The organism is Streptomyces canus 299MFChir4.1, assembly GCF_000383615.1.
Lineage (GTDB): Bacteria > Actinomycetota > Actinomycetes > Streptomycetales > Streptomycetaceae > Streptomyces > Streptomyces canus_C.
The window spans coordinates 1-19865 of the sequence record NZ_KB911590.1 but is presented as its reverse complement, the minus strand read 5'-3'; the positions used below and the strand labels follow the sequence as shown (position 1 = coordinate 19865).

At 70.8% G+C, this 19865-nt stretch carries 19 protein-coding genes; 6 read left to right on the top strand and 13 right to left on the bottom strand.

Translation table 11 applies throughout. From position 1 onward, the window contains the following. Nucleotides 1-19: 19 nt before the first annotated feature. Together H293_RS61675 and H293_RS0121295 are read left to right on the top strand one after the other, a co-directional pair. Nucleotides 20-76 carry a trp operon leader peptide gene (locus tag H293_RS61675; protein ID WP_071528813.1) on the top strand — a complete coding sequence of 19 codons (57 nt, stop codon included), beginning with the start codon at nt 20-22 and terminating at the stop codon, nt 74-76. Between the two features lie 117 nt (nt 77-193). After that, nucleotides 194-2095 (top strand): phenazine-specific anthranilate synthase component I, encoded by a 1902-nt coding sequence (locus H293_RS0121295; RefSeq protein WP_020119868.1) that lies wholly within the window; start codon nt 194-196, stop codon nt 2093-2095. Here the strand turns inward: H293_RS0121295 and H293_RS0121290 are convergent. The 5 genes from H293_RS0121290 to H293_RS0121270 form a co-directional block, all read right to left on the bottom strand. Next, a complete protein-coding gene (locus H293_RS0121290; RefSeq protein ID WP_020119867.1) occupies nt 2047-3042 on the bottom strand; it encodes a 2-hydroxyacid dehydrogenase in 996 nt (331 codons plus the stop codon). The two genes, H293_RS0121295 and H293_RS0121290, sit on opposite strands and share 49 nt — an antisense overlap. A gap of 61 nt (nt 3043-3103) precedes the next feature. Beyond that, a complete protein-coding gene (locus H293_RS0121285) occupies nt 3104-4132 on the bottom strand; it encodes a 6-phosphofructokinase (protein WP_020119866.1) in 1029 nt (342 codons plus the stop codon). Between the two features lie 53 nt (nt 4133-4185). After that, the gene (locus H293_RS0121280; protein WP_020119865.1) at nt 4186-4860 is read right to left on the bottom strand and encodes a response regulator; all 675 of its coding nucleotides are present in this window, start codon (nt 4858-4860) and stop codon (nt 4186-4188) included. Further along, entirely contained in the window at nt 4857-6083 is a 1227-nt protein-coding gene (gene macS / locus H293_RS0121275; protein WP_020119864.1) for a MacS family sensor histidine kinase, read from the bottom strand. Before macS ends, H293_RS0121280 begins: the two co-directional genes overlap by 4 nt. A 37-nt stretch (nt 6084-6120) precedes the next feature. Continuing rightward, nucleotides 6121-6876 carry a lysophospholipid acyltransferase family protein gene (locus H293_RS0121270; protein ID WP_078612643.1) on the bottom strand — a complete coding sequence of 252 codons (756 nt, stop codon included), beginning with the start codon at nt 6874-6876 and terminating at the stop codon, nt 6121-6123. 146 nt (nt 6877-7022) lie between these two features. On the opposite strand from H293_RS0121270, the gene H293_RS0121265 reads away from it, so the two are divergent. Continuing rightward, nucleotides 7023-7802 carry an alpha/beta hydrolase gene (locus H293_RS0121265; RefSeq protein ID WP_020119862.1) on the top strand — a complete coding sequence of 260 codons (780 nt, stop codon included), beginning with the start codon at nt 7023-7025 and terminating at the stop codon, nt 7800-7802. Next, on the top strand, nt 7795-8394 hold the full coding sequence (locus H293_RS0121260) for a hypothetical protein (protein ID WP_020119861.1): 600 nt from the start codon (nt 7795-7797) through the stop codon (nt 8392-8394). Before H293_RS0121265 ends, H293_RS0121260 begins: the two co-directional genes overlap by 8 nt. 6 nt (nt 8395-8400) lie before the next feature. Here the strand turns inward: H293_RS0121260 and H293_RS0121255 are convergent, their stop codons facing one another. From H293_RS0121255 to H293_RS0121230, 6 genes are all read right to left on the bottom strand, one after another. Beyond that, nucleotides 8401-9108: an endonuclease/exonuclease/phosphatase family protein gene (locus tag H293_RS0121255; RefSeq protein ID WP_020119860.1), complete on the bottom strand. Its 708-nt coding sequence runs from the start codon at nt 9106-9108 to the stop codon at nt 8401-8403. 87 nt (nt 9109-9195) lie between these two features. Then, nucleotides 9196-10149 carry an ROK family glucokinase gene (locus H293_RS0121250; RefSeq protein WP_007381458.1) on the bottom strand — a complete coding sequence of 318 codons (954 nt, stop codon included), beginning with the start codon at nt 10147-10149 and terminating at the stop codon, nt 9196-9198. A 67-nt stretch (nt 10150-10216) separates the two neighbouring features. Continuing rightward, on the bottom strand, nt 10217-10699 hold the full coding sequence (locus tag H293_RS0121245) for a DUF5304 family protein (RefSeq protein ID WP_020119859.1): 483 nt from the start codon (nt 10697-10699) through the stop codon (nt 10217-10219). 57 nt (nt 10700-10756) lie between these two features. After that, nucleotides 10757-11914: an ArsA family ATPase gene (locus H293_RS0121240; RefSeq protein WP_020119858.1), complete on the bottom strand. Its 1158-nt coding sequence runs from the start codon at nt 11912-11914 to the stop codon at nt 10757-10759. Nucleotides 11915-12022: 108 nt separating this feature from the next. After that, the gene (locus H293_RS0121235) at nt 12023-12463 is read right to left on the bottom strand and encodes an SRPBCC family protein (protein ID WP_007381461.1); all 441 of its coding nucleotides are present in this window, start codon (nt 12461-12463) and stop codon (nt 12023-12025) included. An 83-nt stretch (nt 12464-12546) separates the two neighbouring features. Further along, entirely contained in the window at nt 12547-13302 is a 756-nt protein-coding gene (locus H293_RS0121230; RefSeq protein ID WP_020119857.1) for a metallophosphoesterase family protein, read from the bottom strand. A 333-nt stretch (nt 13303-13635) separates the two neighbouring features. Between H293_RS0121230 and H293_RS0121225 the strand changes: the two genes are divergently transcribed. After that, the gene (locus tag H293_RS0121225; RefSeq protein ID WP_020119856.1) at nt 13636-15432 is read left to right on the top strand and encodes an AMP-dependent synthetase/ligase; all 1797 of its coding nucleotides are present in this window, start codon (nt 13636-13638) and stop codon (nt 15430-15432) included. Nucleotides 15433-15447: 15 nt separating this feature from the next. On the opposite strand, the gene H293_RS0121220 is transcribed toward H293_RS0121225, so the two are convergent. Both H293_RS0121220 and H293_RS0121215 read right to left on the bottom strand, forming a co-directional pair. Then, entirely contained in the window at nt 15448-17064 is a 1617-nt protein-coding gene (locus tag H293_RS0121220) for a GMC oxidoreductase (RefSeq protein WP_472726405.1), read from the bottom strand. 47 nt (nt 17065-17111) lie between these two features. Beyond that, nucleotides 17112-18254, bottom strand: coding sequence for a glycosyltransferase family 4 protein (locus tag H293_RS0121215; RefSeq protein ID WP_020119854.1), 1143 nt, complete (start codon nt 18252-18254; stop codon nt 17112-17114). Between the two features lie 120 nt (nt 18255-18374). On the opposite strand from H293_RS0121215, the gene H293_RS0121210 reads away from it, so the two are divergent. Continuing rightward, nucleotides 18375-19616: a glycosyltransferase 87 family protein gene (locus H293_RS0121210; protein ID WP_020119853.1), complete on the top strand. Its 1242-nt coding sequence runs from the start codon at nt 18375-18377 to the stop codon at nt 19614-19616. The last annotated feature ends 249 nt before the right edge of the window (nt 19617-19865 follow it).

The following is a 19865-nucleotide window of genomic DNA, read 5'->3' as shown; positions in this document are numbered from 1 at the left end:
ATGGGATAAGGTGCCTCGCATGTTCGCGCACTCGACCCAGAACTGGTGGTGGACCGCTCATCCGGCGGCCCACTGACTGCGCGTACGCAAGACTTCGCGAAGGCCGCCCGAGGGGCGGCCTTCGGCGTTTCCGGGGTCGTTCCTCACCGATACCGAGTCATCGAGCCATTGACTCATCGAGAGCTGAGGAACCATGGACCTGACACACCTGCTGGGCGACGACCGTCCGTTCGCCCTGCTCCGCCGCCGCACCCCCGGCCACGACGAGAACACGGTGGAGCTGCTGCTCGGCCCCGTCCGTTCCTACGACCGCCTTGCCGACCTCCCCGACGAGGGGCTCGCGCTCATCCCCTTCCGGCAGATCCGCGAGCGCGGCTTCGACGTCAGGGACGACGGCACACCACTGGCGGTGCTGACCCCGGAGGAGACGTACGAGCTCCCTCTCGCCGAAGTGCTGGAACAGCTCCCCGCTCACGACGTACGGGTCGAGAACGGCGGCTTCGACGTCCCCGACGAGGAGTACGCCGAGATCGTCGGACGGGTCCTGCACGAGGAGATCGGGCGCGGCGAGGGCGCCAACTTCGTGATCCGGCGGACGTACGAGGGCGAGATCCCGGGGTTCTCCCGCGCGGACGCCCTCGCGCTGTTCAGGCGGCTGCTGGTGGGCGAGCGGGGCGCCTACTGGACCTTCGTCGTCCACACCGGTGACCGCACGCTCGTCGGCGCGAGCCCCGAGGTGCACGTCCGGATGACCGGCGGGACCGTGGTCATGAACCCGATCAGCGGGACGTACCGCTATCCCGCCGAGGGCCCGAGCCCCGAGCATCTGCTCGACTTCCTGGCCGACGGCAAGGAGATCGAGGAGCTGTCGATGGTCGTCGACGAGGAGCTCAAGATGATGTGCACCGTCGGCGACATGGGCGGGGTCGTCGTCGGACCCCGGCTGAAGGAGATGGCACACCTCGCGCACACCGAGTACGAGCTGCGCGGCAAGTCCTCGCTGGATGTGCGGGAGGTCCTGAGGGAGACCATGTTCGCGGCCACCGTCACCGGCTCCCCGGTGCAGAACGCCTGCCGGGTCATCGAGCGGCACGAGGTCGGCGGGCGGGGCTACTACGCGGGCGCGCTGGCGCTGCTCGGCCGTTGCGCGGGTGGCGGGCGGGATGGATCTGTCGGCGCGCAGACCCTGGACTCCCCCATCCTCATCCGCACGGCGGACATCTCCGCCGGGGGACACCTGAGGGTCCCGGTCGGCGCGACCCTGGTGCGCGGTTCGGACCCGGCGAGCGAGGTCGCGGAGACCCACGCGAAGGCGGCGGGGGTGCTGGCGGCTCTCGGTGTACGGCCGTCCCGGCCCCGTGCGGACCACGCGCGCCTGAGTCTCGCCGACGATCCACGCGTGCGTGCCGCGCTCGACGGGCGGCGCACGAACCTCGCCCCGTTCTGGCTGCGGATGCAGGAGCGGTCGAACGAGCTCGAAGGGCACGCCCTCGTGGTCGACGGCGAGGACACCTTCACCTCGATGCTCGCGCACGTGCTGCGTTCGGGCGGGCTGGACGTGACCGTGCGGCGCTACGACGAACCGGGCCTCAGGGACGCCGTGCTCGCGCACGAGGGGCCCGTCGTGCTCGGTCCCGGTCCCGGCGATCCCTCCGACCTCGACGATCCCAAGATGCGGTTCCTGCGCGCCCTGACCGCCGACGTCATCCGCACCCACCGGCACGGTGTGCTCGGCGTCTGCCTCGGGCACGAGCTGATCGCGGCCGAGCTGGGGCTGGGGATCGTACGGAAGGAAGTGCCGTACCAGGGGGCGCAGACGACCGTCGACCTGTTCGGGCGGCCGGAGACGGTCGGCTTCTACAACAGCTTCGTGGCGCGCTGCGACGACGAGGCCGCCAGGGAGCTGGCCGCGCACGGCATCGAGGTGAGCCGCAGCGGCACGCACGAGGTCCATGCCCTGCGCGGGCCGGGCTTCGCCGGGGTGCAGTTCCACCCCGAGTCGGTCCTGACACTGAACGGCGCCGCCGTCGTACGGGAGCTGGTCGCTCAGCTGCGGGGCACCAGCACGTTCTCGGAGCGGCGGCCCGCCTTGTAGTCGAGGACGTTCTTCACCGTGGCGTCGATGATCTGGCCGACGGCGTCCTCGGTGTAGTAGGCCTGGTGGGAGGTGACCAGGACGTTCGGGAAGGTGACCAGGCGGGCCAGGATGTCGTCCTCGATGGCCTCCAGGGACCGGTCGACGTAGAACAGGCCCGCCTCCGCCTCGTACACGTCGAGGCCGACGCCCGCGAAGCGGCCGGCGCGCAGTTCGGTGACGAGGGCCGCGGTGTCGATGAGGCCGCCGCGGCTGGAGTTGACCAGGATCGCGTCGTCCTTCATGGCCTTCAGGGCGTCGGCGTCCAGGAGGTGGGTGGTCTCCGGCATCAGCGGGACGTGCAGGGTGATCAGGTCGGACTCGGCGAGCAGTTGTTCCTTGGGGACGTACTGCATGCCGAGTTCGAGACAGCCGGGGTTCTCGGCGACGTCCCAGCCGAGCAGCCGCATGCCGAAGCCGTGGGCGATCCGGGTGAAGGCCTCCCCGATCTTGCCGGTGCCGAGGACGCCGACGGTGCGGCCGTGCATGTCGCGGCCCATCAGTCCGTCGAGGCGGAAGTCGAAGTCACGCGTGCGCGTGGAGGCGCGCACGACACGGCGGTTGACCGCCATGGCGAGGGTCCAGGCGAACTCGGCGACCGAGTACGGCGAGTAGTACGAGACCCGGGCGACCGTCAGGCCGAGGCGCTCGGCGGCCTTGAGGTCGATGTTGTTGAAGCCGGTGGAGCGCTGGGCGATCATCCGCGTGCCGCCCGCCGCGAGGATCTCCAGGACGCGGGCACCGAGTTCGGCGTTGACGCTGGTGGAGACGGTCTCGTAGCCGGCGGCGATGGGGGCGGTGTCCTCGTTGAGGAAGACGTCCAGGCAGCGGACCTGGTGGTGCCCGGCGAACGCGTGCTCGATCAGGGGCTGCTCGTCGGCCTGCACGCCGAAGGCCAGGATCTCCAAGGCGTCTCCCGTTCGGCCGGCTGTGGGCCGAATATACGACCCACAGCCGCGCCCCGCCCGGTCAGCCGAAGAAGACCCCCACCTCCTCGTACAGCTGCGGGTCGACGGTCTTCAGCCGTGCGGTCGCCTCGGCGATCGGCACGCGCACGATGTCCGTCCCGCGCAGCGCGACCATCGTGCCGAAGTCGCCGTCGCGGACGGCGTCGATGGCGTGCAGGCCGAAGCGGGTGGCGAGCCAGCGGTCGAAGGCGCTGGGGGTGCCGCCCCGCTGGATGTGCCCGAGGACCGTGGTGCGGGCCTCCTTGCCGGTGCGCTTCTCGATCTGCTTGGCCAGCCACTCGCCGACCCCGGACAGCCGCACGTGTCCGAAGGAGTCGAGCGACTGGTCCTTGAGGACCATGTCACCGTCCTTCGGCATGGCGCCCTCGGCGACGACCACGATCGGGGCGTACGACGCCTTGAAGCGGGAGGTGATCCAGGCACACACCTGGTCGACGTCGAAGCGCTGCTCGGGGATGAGGATGACGTTGGCACCGCCCGCGAGACCGGAGTGCAGGGCTATCCAGCCGGCGTGGCGGCCCATCACCTCGCAGACCAGGACGCGCATATGGGACTCGGCGGTGGTGTGCAGCCGGTCGATGGCCTCCGTGGCGATGCCGACCGCGGTGTCGAAGCCGAAGGTGTAGTCGGTGGCGGAGAGGTCGTTGTCGATGGTCTTCGGTACGCCCACGCAGGGCACGCCGTGCTCGTTGGTCAGTGTTGCGGCGACGCCGAGGGTGTCCTCGCCGCCGATCACGATGAGCGCCTCGACCTCCCGCGCGGCCAGGTTCTCCTGGATCCGGCGGATGCCGTCCTCCTGCTTCAGCGGATTGGTGCGGGAGGAGCCGAGGATGGTGCCGCCTCGTGGCAGGATGCCGCGGACGGCCGGGATGTCGAGACGCACGGTGCGGTCTTCCAGTGGACCCCGCCAGCCGTCCCGGAAGCCGGTGAAGTCATAGCCGTACTCCTGTACGCCCTTGCGGACTATGGCCCGGATGACGGCGTTGAGGCCGGGGCAGTCGCCGCCTCCGGTCAGTACTCCGACGCGCATGGACAGTTCCCTTCGCCGCAGGTGCCTGACGAAGGGTCAGTGTGACGCGCGTCTCACTCGTCGTCGAGGCCTCGTTCGATGGCGTAGCGGACGAGCTCGACCCTGTTGTGGAGTTGCAGCTTGCCGAGGGTGTTCTGGACGTGGTTCTGGACCGTGCGGTGGGAGATCACCAGCCGCTCGGCGATCTGCTTGTAGCTCAGGCCCTTGGCGACCAGCCGCAGCACCTCGGTCTCGCGCTCGGTGAGCTGCGGGGCCTTGGGCTGGTCGGGGTCGGAGGCGGGCGCCGGGTCGGAGGCGAGGCGGCGGTACTCGCCGAGGACCAGGCCGGCGAGGCCGGGCGTGAAGACGGGGTCGCCTACGGCCGTGCGGCGGACCGCGTCCAGGAGTTCCTCGGTCGACGCCGACTTCAGCAGATAGCCGGTCGCGCCGGACTTCACGGCCTCCAGGACGTCGGCGTGCTCGCCGCTCGCCGACAGGACGAGGACCCGCAGGGCCGGGTTGTGGCCGACGAGCTCCTTGCAGACCTGGACGCCGGGCTTCACCGGCAGGTTCAGGTCGAGCACCAGCACGTCGGGCCCGGCGGCCTTGGCCCGGCGTACGGCCTGGTCGCCGTCGCCCGCGGTGGCGACCACGTCGAAGCCGGACTCGGCCAGGTCCCGCGCGACCGCGTCGCGCCACATGGGGTGGTCGTCGACCACCATGACCTTGATCAGGTCCTTGTCACTCATCGTTGTCCTGCCTTCCCCCGGGAGACCTTCGGTACCTTCAGCTCGACTTCCGTGCCCTGCCCCGGAGGCGAGATCAACTCGGCGCTGCCGCCGAGGTCACGCAGCCGGCCCCGGATCGATTGAGCGACTCCGAGCCGCCCCTCCCCCTCGGCCTGCGCGAGTCGTCCCTCGGCGATGCCTGGTCCGTCGTCCCGCACGGTCACGATCACCCCATCGGGCTCGTCCTCGACGAGGATCCACGCCCGCGCGTGCTCTCCGGCGTGCCGGTGCACGTTGTCCAGGGCGGCCCCCACGGCCGCGGCCAGCTCGCGGGCGGCGGGCGGGGGCAGCGGGACGGGGGCGCCGGGCTCGACGAGGGAGACCTTCGCCGAGGCGTACGGGGCGAGCAGCGCGCGCAGGTCGAGCGGGCCGTCGACCGACTCGTCGTCCGGCCCGTCGTCGACCACGTGGACGAACGCCCCCTGGGCCGCGTCCCGCGACACCCGGGAGACCGACGTCAGGCCGCCGGAGACCAGGGTGCGCAGCGCCACCTCCTGCTCGCCGGCCATCCGGCCCAGCTCGGCCGCCTCGCCGCCCATGACCGCGCCCCGGCGCTGCACCATGGCGAGCACCTGGAGAACGCTGTCGTGGATGTCCCGGGCCAGCCGCTCGCGCTCCCGGGTCGCCGCCTCGATCTCCAGGGCGCGGGCGAGGGTGCGCTCGGAGGCGCGGGCGACCTCGACGACGTAGCCGATGGCGATGGAGGCGACCCAGACGAGGATCACGTTGTGGACGGTGTCGCGGGCCGGGTGGCCGCGCTCGATCAGGTTGGCGGCGGCGACCGGCGTGGAGGCGAGCGCGGCCCAGCGCCAGCCGCCCTTGATGGCGAACGCGAGGACGGAACCGGCTGTCCATATCGACGGCAGGGTGGGGCCGCCGCTGTCGATGTGGTGGTCGTTGACGACCAGCGGGGTCAGCACGATCCCGGTGATCGCGATCGCGAGGTCGACGGCGAGGAAGCGCTTGGTGCACGCGGCCGCGTTCTGGACGCGGGGCAGGGTGGCGAGCGTCCAGACGCACAGGACGACGTAGTAGGCGATGGCGACGCCGGGCCGGTCGTACTCGTCGTAGGCGGTGGCGAAGAGCCCGACCGCGTACAGCATGGTGAGCACCCGGTACCCGGTCAGGGCACGCCACAGCGGCTGCTCGACCGACATGCGCATGACGCGCACCTGCTTGGCCATGTCCCCCACCCCCGGGTTCGACTGCTGTCCCAGGATCCTAGGACGCCGACTGCCCGGGCTTGTCCTGCTCGGCCTTCGCGGCAGCCGCCTTGGCGGCCTTCTCGGCCTTGGCCGCTTCCGAGATCTGCCGCTTGGCTGCGGTCGCGTAGATGTCGACGTACTCCTGGCCGGAGAGCTTCATGATCTCGTACATGACCTCGTCGGTCACCGCGCGCAGTACGAAACGGTCGTGCTCCATGCCCTGGTAGCGGCTGAAGTCCAGCGGCTCGCCGATGCGGATGCCCGGCCGCATCAGCTTGGGCATGACCTTGCCCGGCGGCTGGATCTTCTCGGTGTCGATCATGGCGACCGGGATGACCGGGGCGCCGCTGGCGAGCGCCACGCGCGCGAGGCCGCCGGGCTTGCCGCGGTAGAGGCGCCCGTCGGGCGAGCGCGTGCCCTCGGGGTAGATGCCGAACAGCTCACCGCGCTCCAGGACGTCGAGGCCGCTCTTGATGGCCGCCTCGCCCGCGCCGCGCGCGCCGGAGCGGTCCACCGGGAGCTGGCCGACGCCCTTGAAGAAGGCGGCCGTGAGCCGGCCCTTCACCCCGGGCGTGGTGAAGTACTCGGCCTTCGCGATGAAGGTGACCTTGCGGTCGAGGACCGCGGGCAGGAAGAAGGAGTCGGAGAACGAGAGGTGGTTGCTCGCCAGGATGGCCGGGCCCTCGGCGGGAATGTTCTCCAGGCCTTCCACCCAGGGCCTGAAGGCGACCTTCAGCGGCCCGCCGATGGCTACCTTCATCGTGCCGTACAACAACCGAGTGCCTCCTGTGTCCGTCGAACAGACCTTAACCCGGAGCCTGTCAAACAGTCCGACGGCCCTGGTCGGTGTCAGTGCGGTCGCGTACGGTGAACCACACCTGGACTTGCTCACGCTTCTTTCATGAACAGGAGACCTAGGTGCCGGTCCTCCCCGGAGCCGAGCCGTTCCGCCATGAGGGCGGGGAGGCCGGTGTCCTTCTCTGCCACGGCTTCACCGGTTCCCCCCAGTCACTGCGGCCCTGGGCCCAGCACCTCGCCGCGCACGGCCTGACGGTCTCCCTGCCGCTGCTGCCCGGGCACGGCACCCGCTGGCAGGACATGGCCCTCACCGGCTGGCAGGACTGGTACGCCGAGGTGGACCGCGAGCTGCGCGCCCTCACCGAGCGCTGCACCTCCGTATTCGTGGCCGGCCTGTCCATGGGCGGCACCCTGGCCCTCAGGCTGGCCGCCAAGCACGGGGACGCGGTCAGCGGTGTCGTCGTCGTCAACCCGGCGAACCGCATGCACGGCCTCGCGCCCTACGCCCTTCCGGTGGCCCGCCACTTCGTCCGTACGGCGCCCGGGATCGCCAGTGACATCAAGAAGGAGGGCAGCGTCGAGCTGGGGTACGACAAGGTGCCGCTGCACGCGGCGCACTCCCTGCGGACCTTCTTCCGCCAGGTCGACGGCGAGCTGCCGCAGGTCACCCAGCCGCTGCTGGTGCTGCGCAGCACGCAGGACCATGTGGTGCCGGCGGCCGACTCCGCGCGCGTGCTGAGCCGGGTGTCCTCGACGGACGTGACGGAGATCGTGCTGGAACAGAGCTACCACGTGGCGACGTTGGACCATGACGCGGAGCGGATTTTCGACGAGAGCCTCGCGTTCATCGACCGGCACACCACCGGCATCGGCAGTGAAGGGACGGCCGCCCGTGGCTGAGCACGACTCCGAACGCGAGGACCGCGAGGGCCACGAGCCCGAGGAGCAGGGCGTCCCGTTCGACGAGGAGGCCGCGTGGGCGGCCATCGTCGCCGGGTACGGCGACGAGCCGAAGGACCCGCCGGGCACCAAGCCGTTCAAGTCGGTCGAGGATCTCGCGCTTCTTGAGACCGAGACGAACGACGAGCCGACGGTGACGGCGCTGGAGAAGCCGGAGCCCAAGCCGAAGAAGGACGAGAAGCCCGCGAAGCCGCTGGGCGGTTCCATCTCCTTCGCGCCCGGCGTCGGCCCCCGTGACTACAGCGGCCCGGAGCCGTCCGAGGACGACTTCGAGGAGGACGACGAGGGGCACTTCGTGCCGCCGGAGCCGCCACCGCTGCCCGCCGCCGACACCACGGCGAAGTTCGCCTGGCTGGGCGTGCTGGGCGGCCCGGTCCTGCTGCTGGTCGCGGTGCTGCTCGGCTGGGAGATGACCTGGTGGCTGGCCACGGTCGGGATCGGCGGGTTCCTGGGCGGCTTCGGCACACTGGTGACGCGGATGCGGACGGACGACGAGGACGACGAGAATCCCGGGCGGGGAGCGGTCGTCTAGTCCGGCTCAGCTCGCGGGGATGTCGAGGGTGGCCAGGACCGGGAGATGGTCCGTGGCCGCCCTCAGGTCTGTCGCCGTGATTCCGGGGAGGTCCAGGGGAACCCCGCAGCCGCGCACCTCGATGCCCTTCGTGGCGAAGATTGCGTCGATGCGCCGGTGGGGTTCGGTGCGGGTCCAGGTGACCTCGCCGCCGGTGGGGCTGGTCGCCCAGCAGTCCTGAAGGCTGTCCGCGATACGGCTGAAGGCGGGTCCGCCGGGGCGCTCGTTGAGGTCGCCGCCGGCCACGGCGTGCTCCACGCCCATGCCGGCCAGGCGGTCGAGGAGCATGCCTGCCTGGTCGTAGCGCTCGTCCTTCTGCAACGACAGGTGACAGCTCAGTACGCCGAGCCGGGCTCCGCCGATGCGTACGACGGCCGTGGCGAAGCCTCTTCTGTGCTGGCCCCGGGCAAGGGGGAGGAGGACGTCTTCCGTACGTTCGACCGTGGCCCGCAGGTTGCAGAGGATCGCGGGGCCCGCCGCGGTGCCGCCCCCGGTGAGGACGACCAGTCCCGCGGCCGACGCCAGCCTTGCCAGCTTCTTGCGCCAGCGGAAGAAGCGGGGGGCTTCCTGGATCAGGACGAGATCTGGTTCGCAGGCCTGGATGACCCGGGCCAGCGCGTCTGTGTCGTCCCGCATCGAGCGGATGTTGTAGCTCAGGACCTTGACCAGAACCATGTGGATCAATCTACGCCCGAGAGGAAGGGGCGCGGGGATTGCGCCCCACGCCCCTGAAGCCGAAAAGTCACCCCTGCGTGATCGGGCCTACATGATCGGGTCGGGCTCTCTCGCCAGGTCCGCCGCGCCCACCAGGCCCGCCTTGTTGCCCAGTTGGGCGGCGATGACGTCTGCCACCGGGCGCCAGTTGCCGCCCACCAGCCAGCGCTTGTAGGACTTGCGGATCGGGTCCAGGACCAGTTCGCCCTCGTCGGAGAGGCCGCCGCCGACGATGAAGGCGGACGGGTCGAAGAGGGAGGCCAGGTCGGCGAGGCCCGCGCCGGCCCAGCGGGCGAGCTCGCGGTAGGAGTCGACGGCGACCGGGTCGCCCTGCCGGGCGGCCATGGAGATGTGCTTGCCCTCGATGCCGTCGGGGCTGCCGTCGCCGAGTCCGAGGAGGATCTCGGCGTTCTCCGGGGTGGCGTTGGCGCGCTGCTTGGCGTACCTCACCAGGGCGCGGCCGGAGGCGTACTGCTCCCAGCAGCCCTGGCTGCCGCAGCCGCACAGGAGGCCGTCCGGGACCATGCGGATGTGGCCGAACTCGGCCGCCACGCCGAAGTGGCCGCGGCGCAGCTTGTTGCCGATGATGATGCCGCCGCCGAGGCCGGTGCCGAGCGTGATGCAGATGACGTTGCGGTGGCCCTTGCCCGCGCCGAACTTGTACTCGCCCCACGCGGCCGCGTTGGCGTCGTTCTCCACGACGACCGGAAGGCCGACCCGGGTCTCGACCTTCTCCTTCAGCGGCTCGTTGCGCCAGTGGATGTTGGGGGCGAAGTAGACCTCCGAGCGCTGGCGGTTGACATAGCCGGCCGCACCGATGCCCACGCCCACGATGTCGTGCCCGGCACGCGCGCCCTCCACCGCCGAGGCGATCGCGTCCACGATGCCCTCGGCCGTGCCCGGGGTCGGCACCTTGTGGGTCGAGAGGATGTTGCCTTCCTCGTCGACCACGCCGGCCGCGATCTTCGTGCCGCCGATGTCGACGCCGATGGTGAGTCCCATGAATCCCTCAGTTTCGGTCGAGCCCCGCTACGGCCAACCGTACCCGAGGCCCTGCCGTCAGGGGGTTTCAGTCCAGGTCGATGCGCTCGGGGCCGGGGTCCTCGCCCTTGTCGCGCAGGGTGTCGTCACGGCGGCTCCAGCGCTGTTCCTGCGCCTGCACCGCGGAGCGGTACGCGGCGAGGAGTTCGCCACCGGCGGCGGCGAGGTGGTCGAAGACGTCGGGGTTGCGCTCGATGACCGGCTCGACCGCGGCCTTGGCCTGCTGGACGACCTGCTTGACCACTTGCTGGGCGGCGGGTCCCGCGATGCCGCCGAGCAGCGGGGACTGGAGGCCGGACAGCTTCTCGGCGACGTTGTCGACGAGCTTGCGCAGCTCCTCGGCGGCCGAGCCCGGGGGCGGGCCGTACTGGGTGCGGCGGCGGGCCTTCTCCGCCGCGAGGTCCTCCGCGACCGCCGTCGCCCACGCGTCGGCGTCGGTCGCCCGTACCTCGTCCACGGCGTCCGCGGGCTCACGGTCAGCGGCGTCGGACGGGGGGAGCTCTTCGCTCATGACGGACTCCTGACTACGGTTCGTCCCTACGACGTTACCCGAATGGGCGTACGCGGTTCACGGGGTGCGGGGCCACAGATCCGGGTCCGGCGCGAACCGGATCCGCAGCTCGCCCTCGCGCAGGGCGGCGCCCGCCACCGTGCAGCGGCGCAGGGCCGAGGGCAGCGGGACGATCCGTCGGAACTGCCCCGCGCTGACGACGAGTTCGTCGCCGCGCCGGACCAGGTCCAGCTCGTCGCGGAGGGCGCCGGGCAGCGGGATGTGCCACACCAGCACGCCGTCCTCGGCGAGGTGGTCGACGACGGGCCACTCGACGGTGGAGGTCGTGTCGTTGACCTCGGGGACGGCGAGCGCGCCGAGGTCGTCGTCGCCGCGCGGGTCGTGGCCGAGATGCGGGACGGCCCGGACGTCGTAGGACTCCTGCCACTCCTCCAGGGCCTTGCGCTGCTGGGCGACGAGTCCCGCGGGCCAGTCCTCCGGTACGACCCGGTTGGCGACCAGGGTGTCGGGGCGCAGGCCGCGCAGGGCGAGGGCGAGGCTCGCGGCCTGTACGGCGTCGGTGCCGGCGGGGCCGGGTTCGGCGACGAGTCGCACCACGGCCTGCCGGTCGGCGAGGACGGCCTGGACCGCGCCGAGTTCGGTGTCCCAGCGGGCGGCGGTCTCGTACAGCCACTCCGAGGGCATGGGGATGCCGGCGAGCCGTCCGAGGACGGGGCGCAGGCCGGCGGCCGCCTGGCGCTCGGCGGGGAGGAGCCGGCGCAGGTAGCGGCGCAGTTCCTCGGGGAGGGAGAGGAGGGCGAGGGCCTGCGGGGTGGGCGGCAGGTCCACGACCAGCAGCTCATGGCGCTCGGAGAGGGCCGCGTCGCGCAGGGCGCGCAGCAGGGTGAGTTCCTCGGCGCCGGGGAGCGGGGTGACCTCCTCGGGGTCGAGACGGGAGGCGCCGAGCAGGTCGAGCACATGGGAGGCACGGTCCTGGAAGGCGGCGAGGTCGTCCCGGAATCCGGCGGTGGCGTCGGGGCGCCAGGCGGTGAGGGTGGGGGTGACCTGGGTGGGGGTGGGGCCGGTTGCCGCGCCGAGGACCGTGCCCAGGGTGTCGGTCCGGTCGGCGCTCAGCACAAGAGTGCGGGTTCCCTCGCGGGCGGCGGCGAGCGCGGTGGCGGCGGCGACGGTCGTACGGCCACTGCCGCCGGGGCCCGTGATCAGGATGGTGCGCATAGGGGTGAACCGTAACGGACGCCGAGGATGTGCCTCGTTGTGCCGTCTTGCGGCTGCGGGCCGGTGGGGGCTGGTCGCCACGACGGGCCCGCACCCGAAAACGTGCCCCTACTGCCCCGACTCGACCCGCTTCTTCAACCCCGCCAGCGCCCGGTCGATGATGACCTTCTCGGCCTTGCGCTTGATCATGCCGAGCATCGGGATCTTGACGTCGACCGTCAGCAGGTACGTGACCTCGGTCGCCCCCGCACCCGCCGGCTTCAGCACGTACGAACCGTCCAGCTGCCGCAGCATCTGGGACTTGACCAGCGTCCAGGAGACCTCGTTCTCACCGGTCCAGGTGTAGCCGAGGACCTGGTCGTCCTTGATGGCGCCCGCGTCCATGACCAGCCGGACCTGCTCGGCGCGGCCGGACGCGTCCGTGGAGAGCACCTCCGCCTGCTTCACCTCACCCGTCCAGTCCGGGTAGCGGGCGAAGTCCGCGATCACGGCCATGACGTCGGCCGGCGCAGCTTCGATCGTGATGCTCGAACTGGTGTGTTCCGCCATCGCCGTGGCTCCTCCAGATAAGGTCCGGTGAGGAAGGGTGGTACGCACGTCTGTGCAGCGTGAAGGCTACCGCGCGGACGGAGTCACCATTCCAGCGCCCACGGCTTCCCGCTCCCCGCGAAGTGCCCCACGTTCACGCACTCGGTCGCCCCGATCCGCATCCGGCGGACCAGGGGCTGATGGACGTGACCGAACAACGAGTACCGGGGCCGGGTGCGGTGGATCGCGGCCAGCAGCGCCCGGCTCCCCCGCTCGAACCGCCGCGCCACCGTGTCGTAGACCAGCTCCGGCACCTCCGGCGGGATGTGGGTGCAGAGCACGTCCACCTCGCCGACCGCCTCGATCTTCGCCGCGTACTCCTCGTCGTCGATCTCGTACGGCGTCCGCATCGGGGTCCTGAGCCCGCCGCCGACGAAGCCGAACGTCCAGCCGCCGATCTCCACCCGCTCGCCGTCGAGCACGGTCGTGCCGGGTCCGGCGTACTCCGGCCACAGAGGTGGCATGTCGACATTGCCGTAGGTCGCGTACGTCGGTGTCGGGAACGCGGCGAACATCTCGGCGTACTGCTTGCGCACCGCCGTCTCGATCACCGAGCCCCGGTCGGCGCCGATCCCGCCCCACAGCCGGGCCCCGAGCTCCCGCGCCTCCTCGAAGCGGCGGGCGGTGCGCAGTTCCACGATCAGGTCGGCGTTCTCCGTCCCGAACAGGTCGGGGAAGATGCCGCGCGAGTGGTCGGCGTAGTCCAGGAACAGCACCAGGTCGCCCAGGCAGATCAGGGCGTCGGCACCCTCGCCGGCCCTGGCCAGGTCACGGGCGTTGCCGTGCACGTCACTCACCACATGTACGCGTGTCTTCCGGTTTCCGGCCGGTGTGGGTGCCATGACGATCAAGGGTAAGCCTGTGCGGCATACGTGAACAGTGCCGACCGGACCTGCGGTTACTGGCCAGTCGGCAAGCGGGTGGACTACTGTGCCGGGGAACCCCAATCGTGTGACGCAGCGAACATCTCGCCGGGACCCCCTGTCGAAGAAGCCATACCGGCGGGTAACGTCCGGGCAGTCCAGTCGTGCTCAGCATTCAATTACTGAAATCCTGAGCACCTGCCCGAGCCTTGGACCGACCGTCGCATCACACAACGTCGTGGCGCCGGCGCCCTATGAGGAGCAGCAGTCTTGCGCGAGTTCAGCCTTCCGGCTTTGTACGAGGTCCCTGCGGACGGCAATCTCACCGACATTGTCCGTAGAAACGCCGCGCAGCATCCTGACGTCGCCGTCATCGCCCGCAAGGTGGCCGGTCAGTGGCAGGACGTGACGGCCACGGCCTTCCTGGCCGAGGTGCACGCCGCCGCCAAGGGGCTCATCGCCTCCGGCGTCCAGCCGGGCGACCGGGTCGGTCTGATGTCCCGTACCCGCTACGAGTGGACGCTGCTCGACTTCGCGATCTGGAGCGCGGGCGCGATCACCGTGCCGGTGTACGAGACCAGTTCGGCGGAGCAGATCCAGTGGATTCTCAGCGACTCGGGCGCGACCGCCTGCGTCGTGGAGCTGGACGGTCACAGCGCGGCGGTCGAGTCGGTCCGTGAGCAGCTGCCCGCGCTCAAGCACGTCTGGCAGATCGAGGGCGGCGGGATCGAGGAGCTGGGCCGCGCGGGCAAGGACATCAGCGACGCGACCGTCGAGGAGCGCAGCTCGCTGGCGAAGGCCGACGACCCGGCGACCATCGTCTACACCTCCGGCACCACCGGCCGGCCCAAGGGCTGTGTGCTGACCCACCGCAGCTTCTTCGCGGAGTGCGGCAACATCGTGGAGCGGCTGCGCCCTCTGTTCCGCACCGGCGAGTGCTCGGTCCTGCTCTTCCTGCCGCTCGCGCACGTCTTCGGGCGGCTGGTGCAGATCGCGCCGATGATGGCGCCGATCAAGCTGGGCATGGTCCCGGACATCAAGCAGCTCACCGACGAACTGGCGTCCTTCCGGCCGACGTTGATCCTCGGCGTGCCGCGCGTCTTCGAGAAGGTATACAACTCGGCGCGCGCCAAGGCGCAGGCGGACGGCAAGGGCAAGATCTTCGACAAGGCCGCCGACACGGCGATCGCCTACAGCAAGGCGCTGGACACCCCGTCGGGCCCGTCGCTCGGTCTGAAGATCAAGTACAAGACCTTCGACAAACTCGTCTACAGCAAGCTGCGGGCCGTCCTCGGCGGTCGCGGCGAGTACGCCATCTCCGGTGGCGCCCCGCTCGGCGAGCGCCTCGGGCACTTCTTCCGCGGCATCGGCTTCACGGTCCTGGAGGGCTACGGCCTGACCGAGTCGTGCGCCGCGACCGCCTTCAACCCCTGGGACCGCACGAAGATCGGCACGGTCGGGCAGCCGCTGCCGGGCTCGGTGATCCGGATCGCGGACGACGGCGAGGTGCTGCTGCACGGCGAGCACCTGTTCAAGGGCTACTGGAACAACGAGGCCGCGACCGCCGAGGCGCTCACCGACGGCTGGTTCCACACCGGTGACATCGGCACCCTCGACGAGGACGGCTATCTCAGGATCACCGGCCGCAAGAAGGAGATCATCGTCACCGCGGGCGGCAAGAACGTCGCCCCGGCCGTGATCGAGGACCGCATCCGGGCGCACGCGCTGGTCGCGGAGTGCATGGTGGTGGGCGACGGGCGGCCGTTCGTCGGCGCGCTGATCACCGTCGACGAGGAGTTCCTGGGCCGTTGGGCCGAGGAGCACGGCAAGCCGGCGGGTTCCACCGCGGCGTCGCTGGCCGGGGACGCGGACCTGAACGCGGCGATCCAGGCCGCGATCGACGACGGCAACGCCGCGGTGTCGAAGGCGGAATCGGTGCGGAAGTTCCGCATTCTGTCCTCCCAGTTCACGGAGGAGACGGGCCACCTCACGCCGTCCCTGAAGCTCAAGCGGAACGTGGTGGCGAAGGACTACGCGGACGAGATCGAGGCGATCTACGCGAAGTAGTCGCCCGTACGGGACCTATGGCGCGGTGTCCTCCACGAGGACCCGCGCCATCGTGCGTTCGGCGAGCGCGGTGATGGTGACGAACGGGTTCACCCCGATGTTGCCGGGGATCAGCGAGCCGTCGGTGACGTACAGCCTCGAATAGCCCTTCACGCGGCCGTAGTTGTCGGTGGCCTTGCCCAACACGCAGCCACCGAGCGGGTGGTAGGTGAAGTCGTCGGCGAAGACCCTGCTGGGCGATCCGAAGAGGTCGTACCGGTAGATGGTCGAGTTGGCGGAGTTGATCCGGTCGAAGAGCTTCTTGGCCATGCCGGAGGAGACCGCGCTCTGTGCGGCGCTCCAGTCGAGGCTCAACCCGCCGCTGCCGTAGGAGAACCTGGCGCGCTGCGGGTTCTTGGTGATGGCCAGGTACAGGCTCACCCAGTGTTCGAGTCCCGTGGGCAAAGGCGCGATCTCGGCGAACACGGGGTTGTCGGTGTTGGCCCAGTCGTCGATGCCCATGACCGGCATGGTCGACTGGTTGGCGCCGACGGTGTCCCACAGGTGGTTGGCCCGCCCGAGCATCGTGTTGCCGTTGGGCCCCCAGCCCGCTCCTACGCTCGCGTCCAGCGCCGGGAGCGTCCCCGACTGCCGTGACCGGAGCAGGAGTTCACTCGTGCCGAGGCTGCCGCCGCCGAGGAACAGATAGGTGCAGCCGTACTGCTTGGTCTCCACGACCGCGCCGGTGTAGTCGATGCGCTCGGCGCTCAGCACCCAACTGCCGTCGCCCGCCCGGCTGATCCCGGTGACCTTCTCCATGGTGTGGATGGTGACGTTGCCGGTGCCGAGCGCGGACGCCAGATACGTCTTGTCGAGGCTCTTCTTGCCGAAGTTGTTGCCGTAGATGACCTCCTGGCCGAGGGCGGACTTGGTGGCGGTGCCGGCGGCCTCGCGCTGCATGTAGCCGAAGTCGTAGACGCTGGGCACGAAAGTGGTCTTCAGGCCGGTGTTCTGGGCGTGCTTCCGGGAGATACGGCTGAACCGGTACCACTCGGTCGACTCGAACCACGCCGGGTCGATGGTGTTGACGCCGAGCATGGCGCGGGCGCGCGGGAAGTACGTGCCGTACATCTCGGTCGCGTCCACGCTCGGGAACTGCTCGGCGAAGTAGGACTGGAGCGGGGTGACCGCCATCGAGCCGTTGACGAGGGAGCCGCCGCCGACGCCACGGCCCACGAAGACGGACATGTTGGGAAAGTGGACCCGGTCCAGGACGCCCGGGTAGGGGTTGATGTCCTTGTTGACGACGTCCAGCCACAGGAAGGTGGCCAGCGGCGCCTCGGAGCGGGTGCGGAACCACATGGAGCGCTGGTCGGGGTTGGCGGTGTTGCAGAAGACCTTGCCGTCGGGACCGGCGGTGTTCCAGAGCCGGCCCATCTCCAGGACGAGGGTGCGGATGCCGGCCTGACCGAGGCGGAGGGCGGCGACCGAGGCGCCGTAGCCGGAGCCGACGACGATGGCGGGCGCGGACTCGACCGCGGCGGGCTCGTCCGCCCGGGCCGACTGGAGCCCGACGCGGGTGAAGCCGAGAGTGGCCGCCGTCTGAAGGGCGGCCATACCAAGGATCTGACGTCTAGTCAGCTGACGCTGCATCAGTTTTGCTGCCATGCCCGCAGCATCGGCGGATTATCGGCCTCCGGCTATAGCAATGCCTTCAACTTTTCCGCCAACAAATCCCATCGCCACTTCTCCTCGACCCACTCCCGTCCCCGCTCCCCCATGCGCCTCCGCAGTTCCGCGTCGCCGAGCAGGACGGTGATCCGTTCGGCGACCTCCTCGGGGGAGCCGCCGCGCACGACCCAGCCGGTCTCGCCGTCGAGCACGGCGTCCGGGGCACCGCCCGAGTCGCCGGCGACGACGGGCAGTCCGGTGGCCGAGGCTTCCAGGTAGACGATCCCGAGCCCCTCCACGTCGAGCCCGCCCCGGCGGGTGCGGCACGGCATCGCGAAGACGTCCCCGGCGCCGTAGTGCGCGGGCAGCTCGGCCCAGGGCACGGCCCCGGTGAAGCGCACGGAGTCGGCGACCCCGGTCTCGTGGGCGAGTGTGCGCAGCTCCTTCTCGTACGGGCCGCCCCCGACGATCAGCAGCACGGCGTCGGGCTCCTCGGCCAGAATCCGCGGCATGGCGAGGATGAGGGTGTCCTGCCCCTTGCGCGGCACCAGCCGCGAGACGCACACGACCACCGGCCGGTCCGTCAGTCCCAGCCGTGCCCGCACGGCGTCGCCGCCCGACCCGGGATGGAAGGTCTTCTCGTCGACCCCCGGCGGCAGCTGCACCATCCGTGCGGCGGCCTTCGGGCTCAGCGCGCCGGCGATCCGCGACCGCGTGTACTCGCCGAGGTAGGTGATCGTGTCCGTGGACTCCCCGATACGGCCCAACAGCTGCCGTGCGGCGGGTAGTTGTGCCCACCCGGCCTCGTGCCCGTGGGTCGTCGCCACCAGCCGCTCCGCACCGGCCCTCCGGAGCGCCGGGGCCATGAGCCCGAGCGGCGCGGCCGCCCCGAACCACACCGACGTACAGCCGTGCTCCCGCAGCAGCCCGACGGCCCGGCGGGTCACTCCGGGCGTCGGCAGCAGCATGGTCGTGGAGTCGCGTACGACGGTGAAGGGCTGCTCGGCGTCGAAGGCGGCGGTCGCCTCCACGCCCTCCCGGCTCCGCTTCCAGGTGGAGGCGTAGACGACCAGGCGCTCGGGGTCGAGCCGCAGCGCCATGTTGTGCAGGAACGCCTGGATGCCACCGGGGCGGGGCGGGAAGTCGTTCGTCACGATCAGGGTCTTGTGCATCGCGGCCGACCCTACCGAACCGGCTGCTCACAGCCGGGCGCGGCCACGTTTGTGGCACCCTCACAGGAGAGCGGGACATCATGTTCCCCTCAAGACCGCAAGAGAACGGCAGGGGACCACGTGGAGACGACGGCCTGGCGGCGATCCCTGACCGGACTGCTGCTGACCTGGGGCGTGACCAGGCTGCTGCTCCTGCTGTGGGTCTACAAGGTGTACGTCTTCCCGGGCCCGGACGTCACCAGTGACGTGTCGGTCATCTACCAGGGCTGGTACGACGTCCTGCGCACCGGAACGTTCCCGCAGGACGACGTGACCTGGCAGTACCCGCCGGCCGCGGCACTCGCGATCCTCTCCCCCGCGCTGCTGCCCTTCCTGGAGTACACCCAGGCCTTCTTCCTGATCGCCTTCGCCGCCGACCTGGCCGTCCTCCTCCTGCTGCTGTACGCGGGCCTGCGCCCCGGGCGGCGGCTGCGGGGGGCCTGGGTCTGGGTGGCGGGCGTACCTCTCCTCGGGCCGACCGTCTACTCCCGCTACGACGTGATGGTGACCGCGGTGGCGGTCGCCGCGGTTCTCGCGGCCGCCCGGCATCCGAAGGTGGCGGGGGCGCTGGTGGGCTTCGGGGCCATGCTGAAGGTGTGGCCGGCGCTGATCCTGGTCGGCATCCGCAGGCGCAGCGTCTGGGCCTCGGCGGCGGTGACGGTCGCGGTGGTCGCCGGGGTGTTCTGGGTGGCGATGCCGGGGGCCTTCGCCTTCCTGACCTTCCAGCGGGAGCGGGGCACCGAGGTGGAGTCGCTGGGCTCCCTGGTCTTCCACGTCGCCCGCCATCACGGCTGGGACGGCTCGGTCCTGCTCAACTACGGCTCGGTCGAGTTCCTCGGCCCCTGGGTGACCGCCGTCAGCACGGCCGCGCTCGCGCTGACCGGCATGGCCTTCGGACTGCTGCTGCTGTGGCGGCTGACGGCCACGCGGTTCGAGGCGCACACGGTGGCCGACGCGGCGCTCGTGGCGGTCCTGATGTTCACCACCACCAGCCGGGTGATCAGCCCGCAGTACATGGTGTGGCTGGTCGGCCTCGCGGCGGCCTGTCTGTGCTTCCGCGCGAGCCGGATGGGCCTCCCGGCCGTTCTGGTACTGGCGGCGTGCTTCGTGACGGTCCTGGAGTTCCCGATCTGGTTCGCGGACGTCGTGGGCAGCACCCCGCGCGGCATCACCCTCCTGCTCGTGCGCAACGGCCTGCTGGTCCTCGCCACGGTCATCGGCATGCGCGAGTTGTGGCTGGCCACGGTCCCGAAGCAGACCCCGCCGCCCCCGGTCCCGGACCAGCCCGCCGCCCCGGCCCGAGAAGCCTCGGCCTCCTCCTGAACCCGGACACCGGCCAACGCCCCGAACCACCCGACCCCGCTCGCGGACGCCGTGCGCGGCACCTCGCCCGACATCCCACAGACCCGCCGACCCCGCCCACCCGGATCAGGCCACCGCCCCCGCCCACGAGACCTCCACCTCCCCCGAACCCGGACACCGGCCACCGGCCACCGGCCTGAACCACCCGACCCCGCTCCCGGACGCCGTCCGCGACACCGCGCCCGACACCCCACAACCCGCGCCGACCCC

Excerpts from the sequence above, each read along its gene's own strand:
- H293_RS0121295 (WP_020119868.1), top strand. The coding sequence starts at position 194 with ATGGACCTGACACACCTGCTGGGCGACGACCGTCCGTTCGCCCTGCTC.
- H293_RS0121285 (WP_020119866.1), bottom strand. The coding sequence starts at position 4,132 with ATGCGCGTCGGAGTACTGACCGGAGGCGGCGACTGCCCCGGCCTCAAC.
- H293_RS0121280 (WP_020119865.1), bottom strand. The coding sequence starts at position 4,860 with ATGAGTGACAAGGACCTGATCAAGGTCATGGTGGTCGACGACCACCCC.
- macS (WP_020119864.1), bottom strand. The coding sequence starts at position 6,083 with ATGGCCAAGCAGGTGCGCGTCATGCGCATGTCGGTCGAGCAGCCGCTG.
- H293_RS0121255 (WP_020119860.1), bottom strand. The coding sequence starts at position 9,108 with ATGGTTCTGGTCAAGGTCCTGAGCTACAACATCCGCTCGATGCGGGAC.
- H293_RS0121250 (WP_007381458.1), bottom strand. The coding sequence starts at position 10,149 with ATGGGACTCACCATCGGCGTCGACATCGGCGGCACGAAGATCGCGGCC.
- H293_RS0121245 (WP_020119859.1), bottom strand. The coding sequence starts at position 10,699 with ATGAGCGAAGAGCTCCCCCCGTCCGACGCCGCTGACCGTGAGCCCGCG.
- H293_RS0121240 (WP_020119858.1), bottom strand. The coding sequence starts at position 11,914 with ATGCGCACCATCCTGATCACGGGCCCCGGCGGCAGTGGCCGTACGACC.
- H293_RS0121235 (WP_007381461.1), bottom strand. The coding sequence starts at position 12,463 with ATGGCGGAACACACCAGTTCGAGCATCACGATCGAAGCTGCGCCGGCC.
- H293_RS0121220 (WP_472726405.1), bottom strand. The coding sequence starts at position 17,064 with ATGCAGCGTCAGCTGACTAGACGTCAGATCCTTGGTATGGCCGCCCTT.
- H293_RS0121215 (WP_020119854.1), bottom strand. The coding sequence starts at position 18,254 with ATGCACAAGACCCTGATCGTGACGAACGACTTCCCGCCCCGCCCCGGT.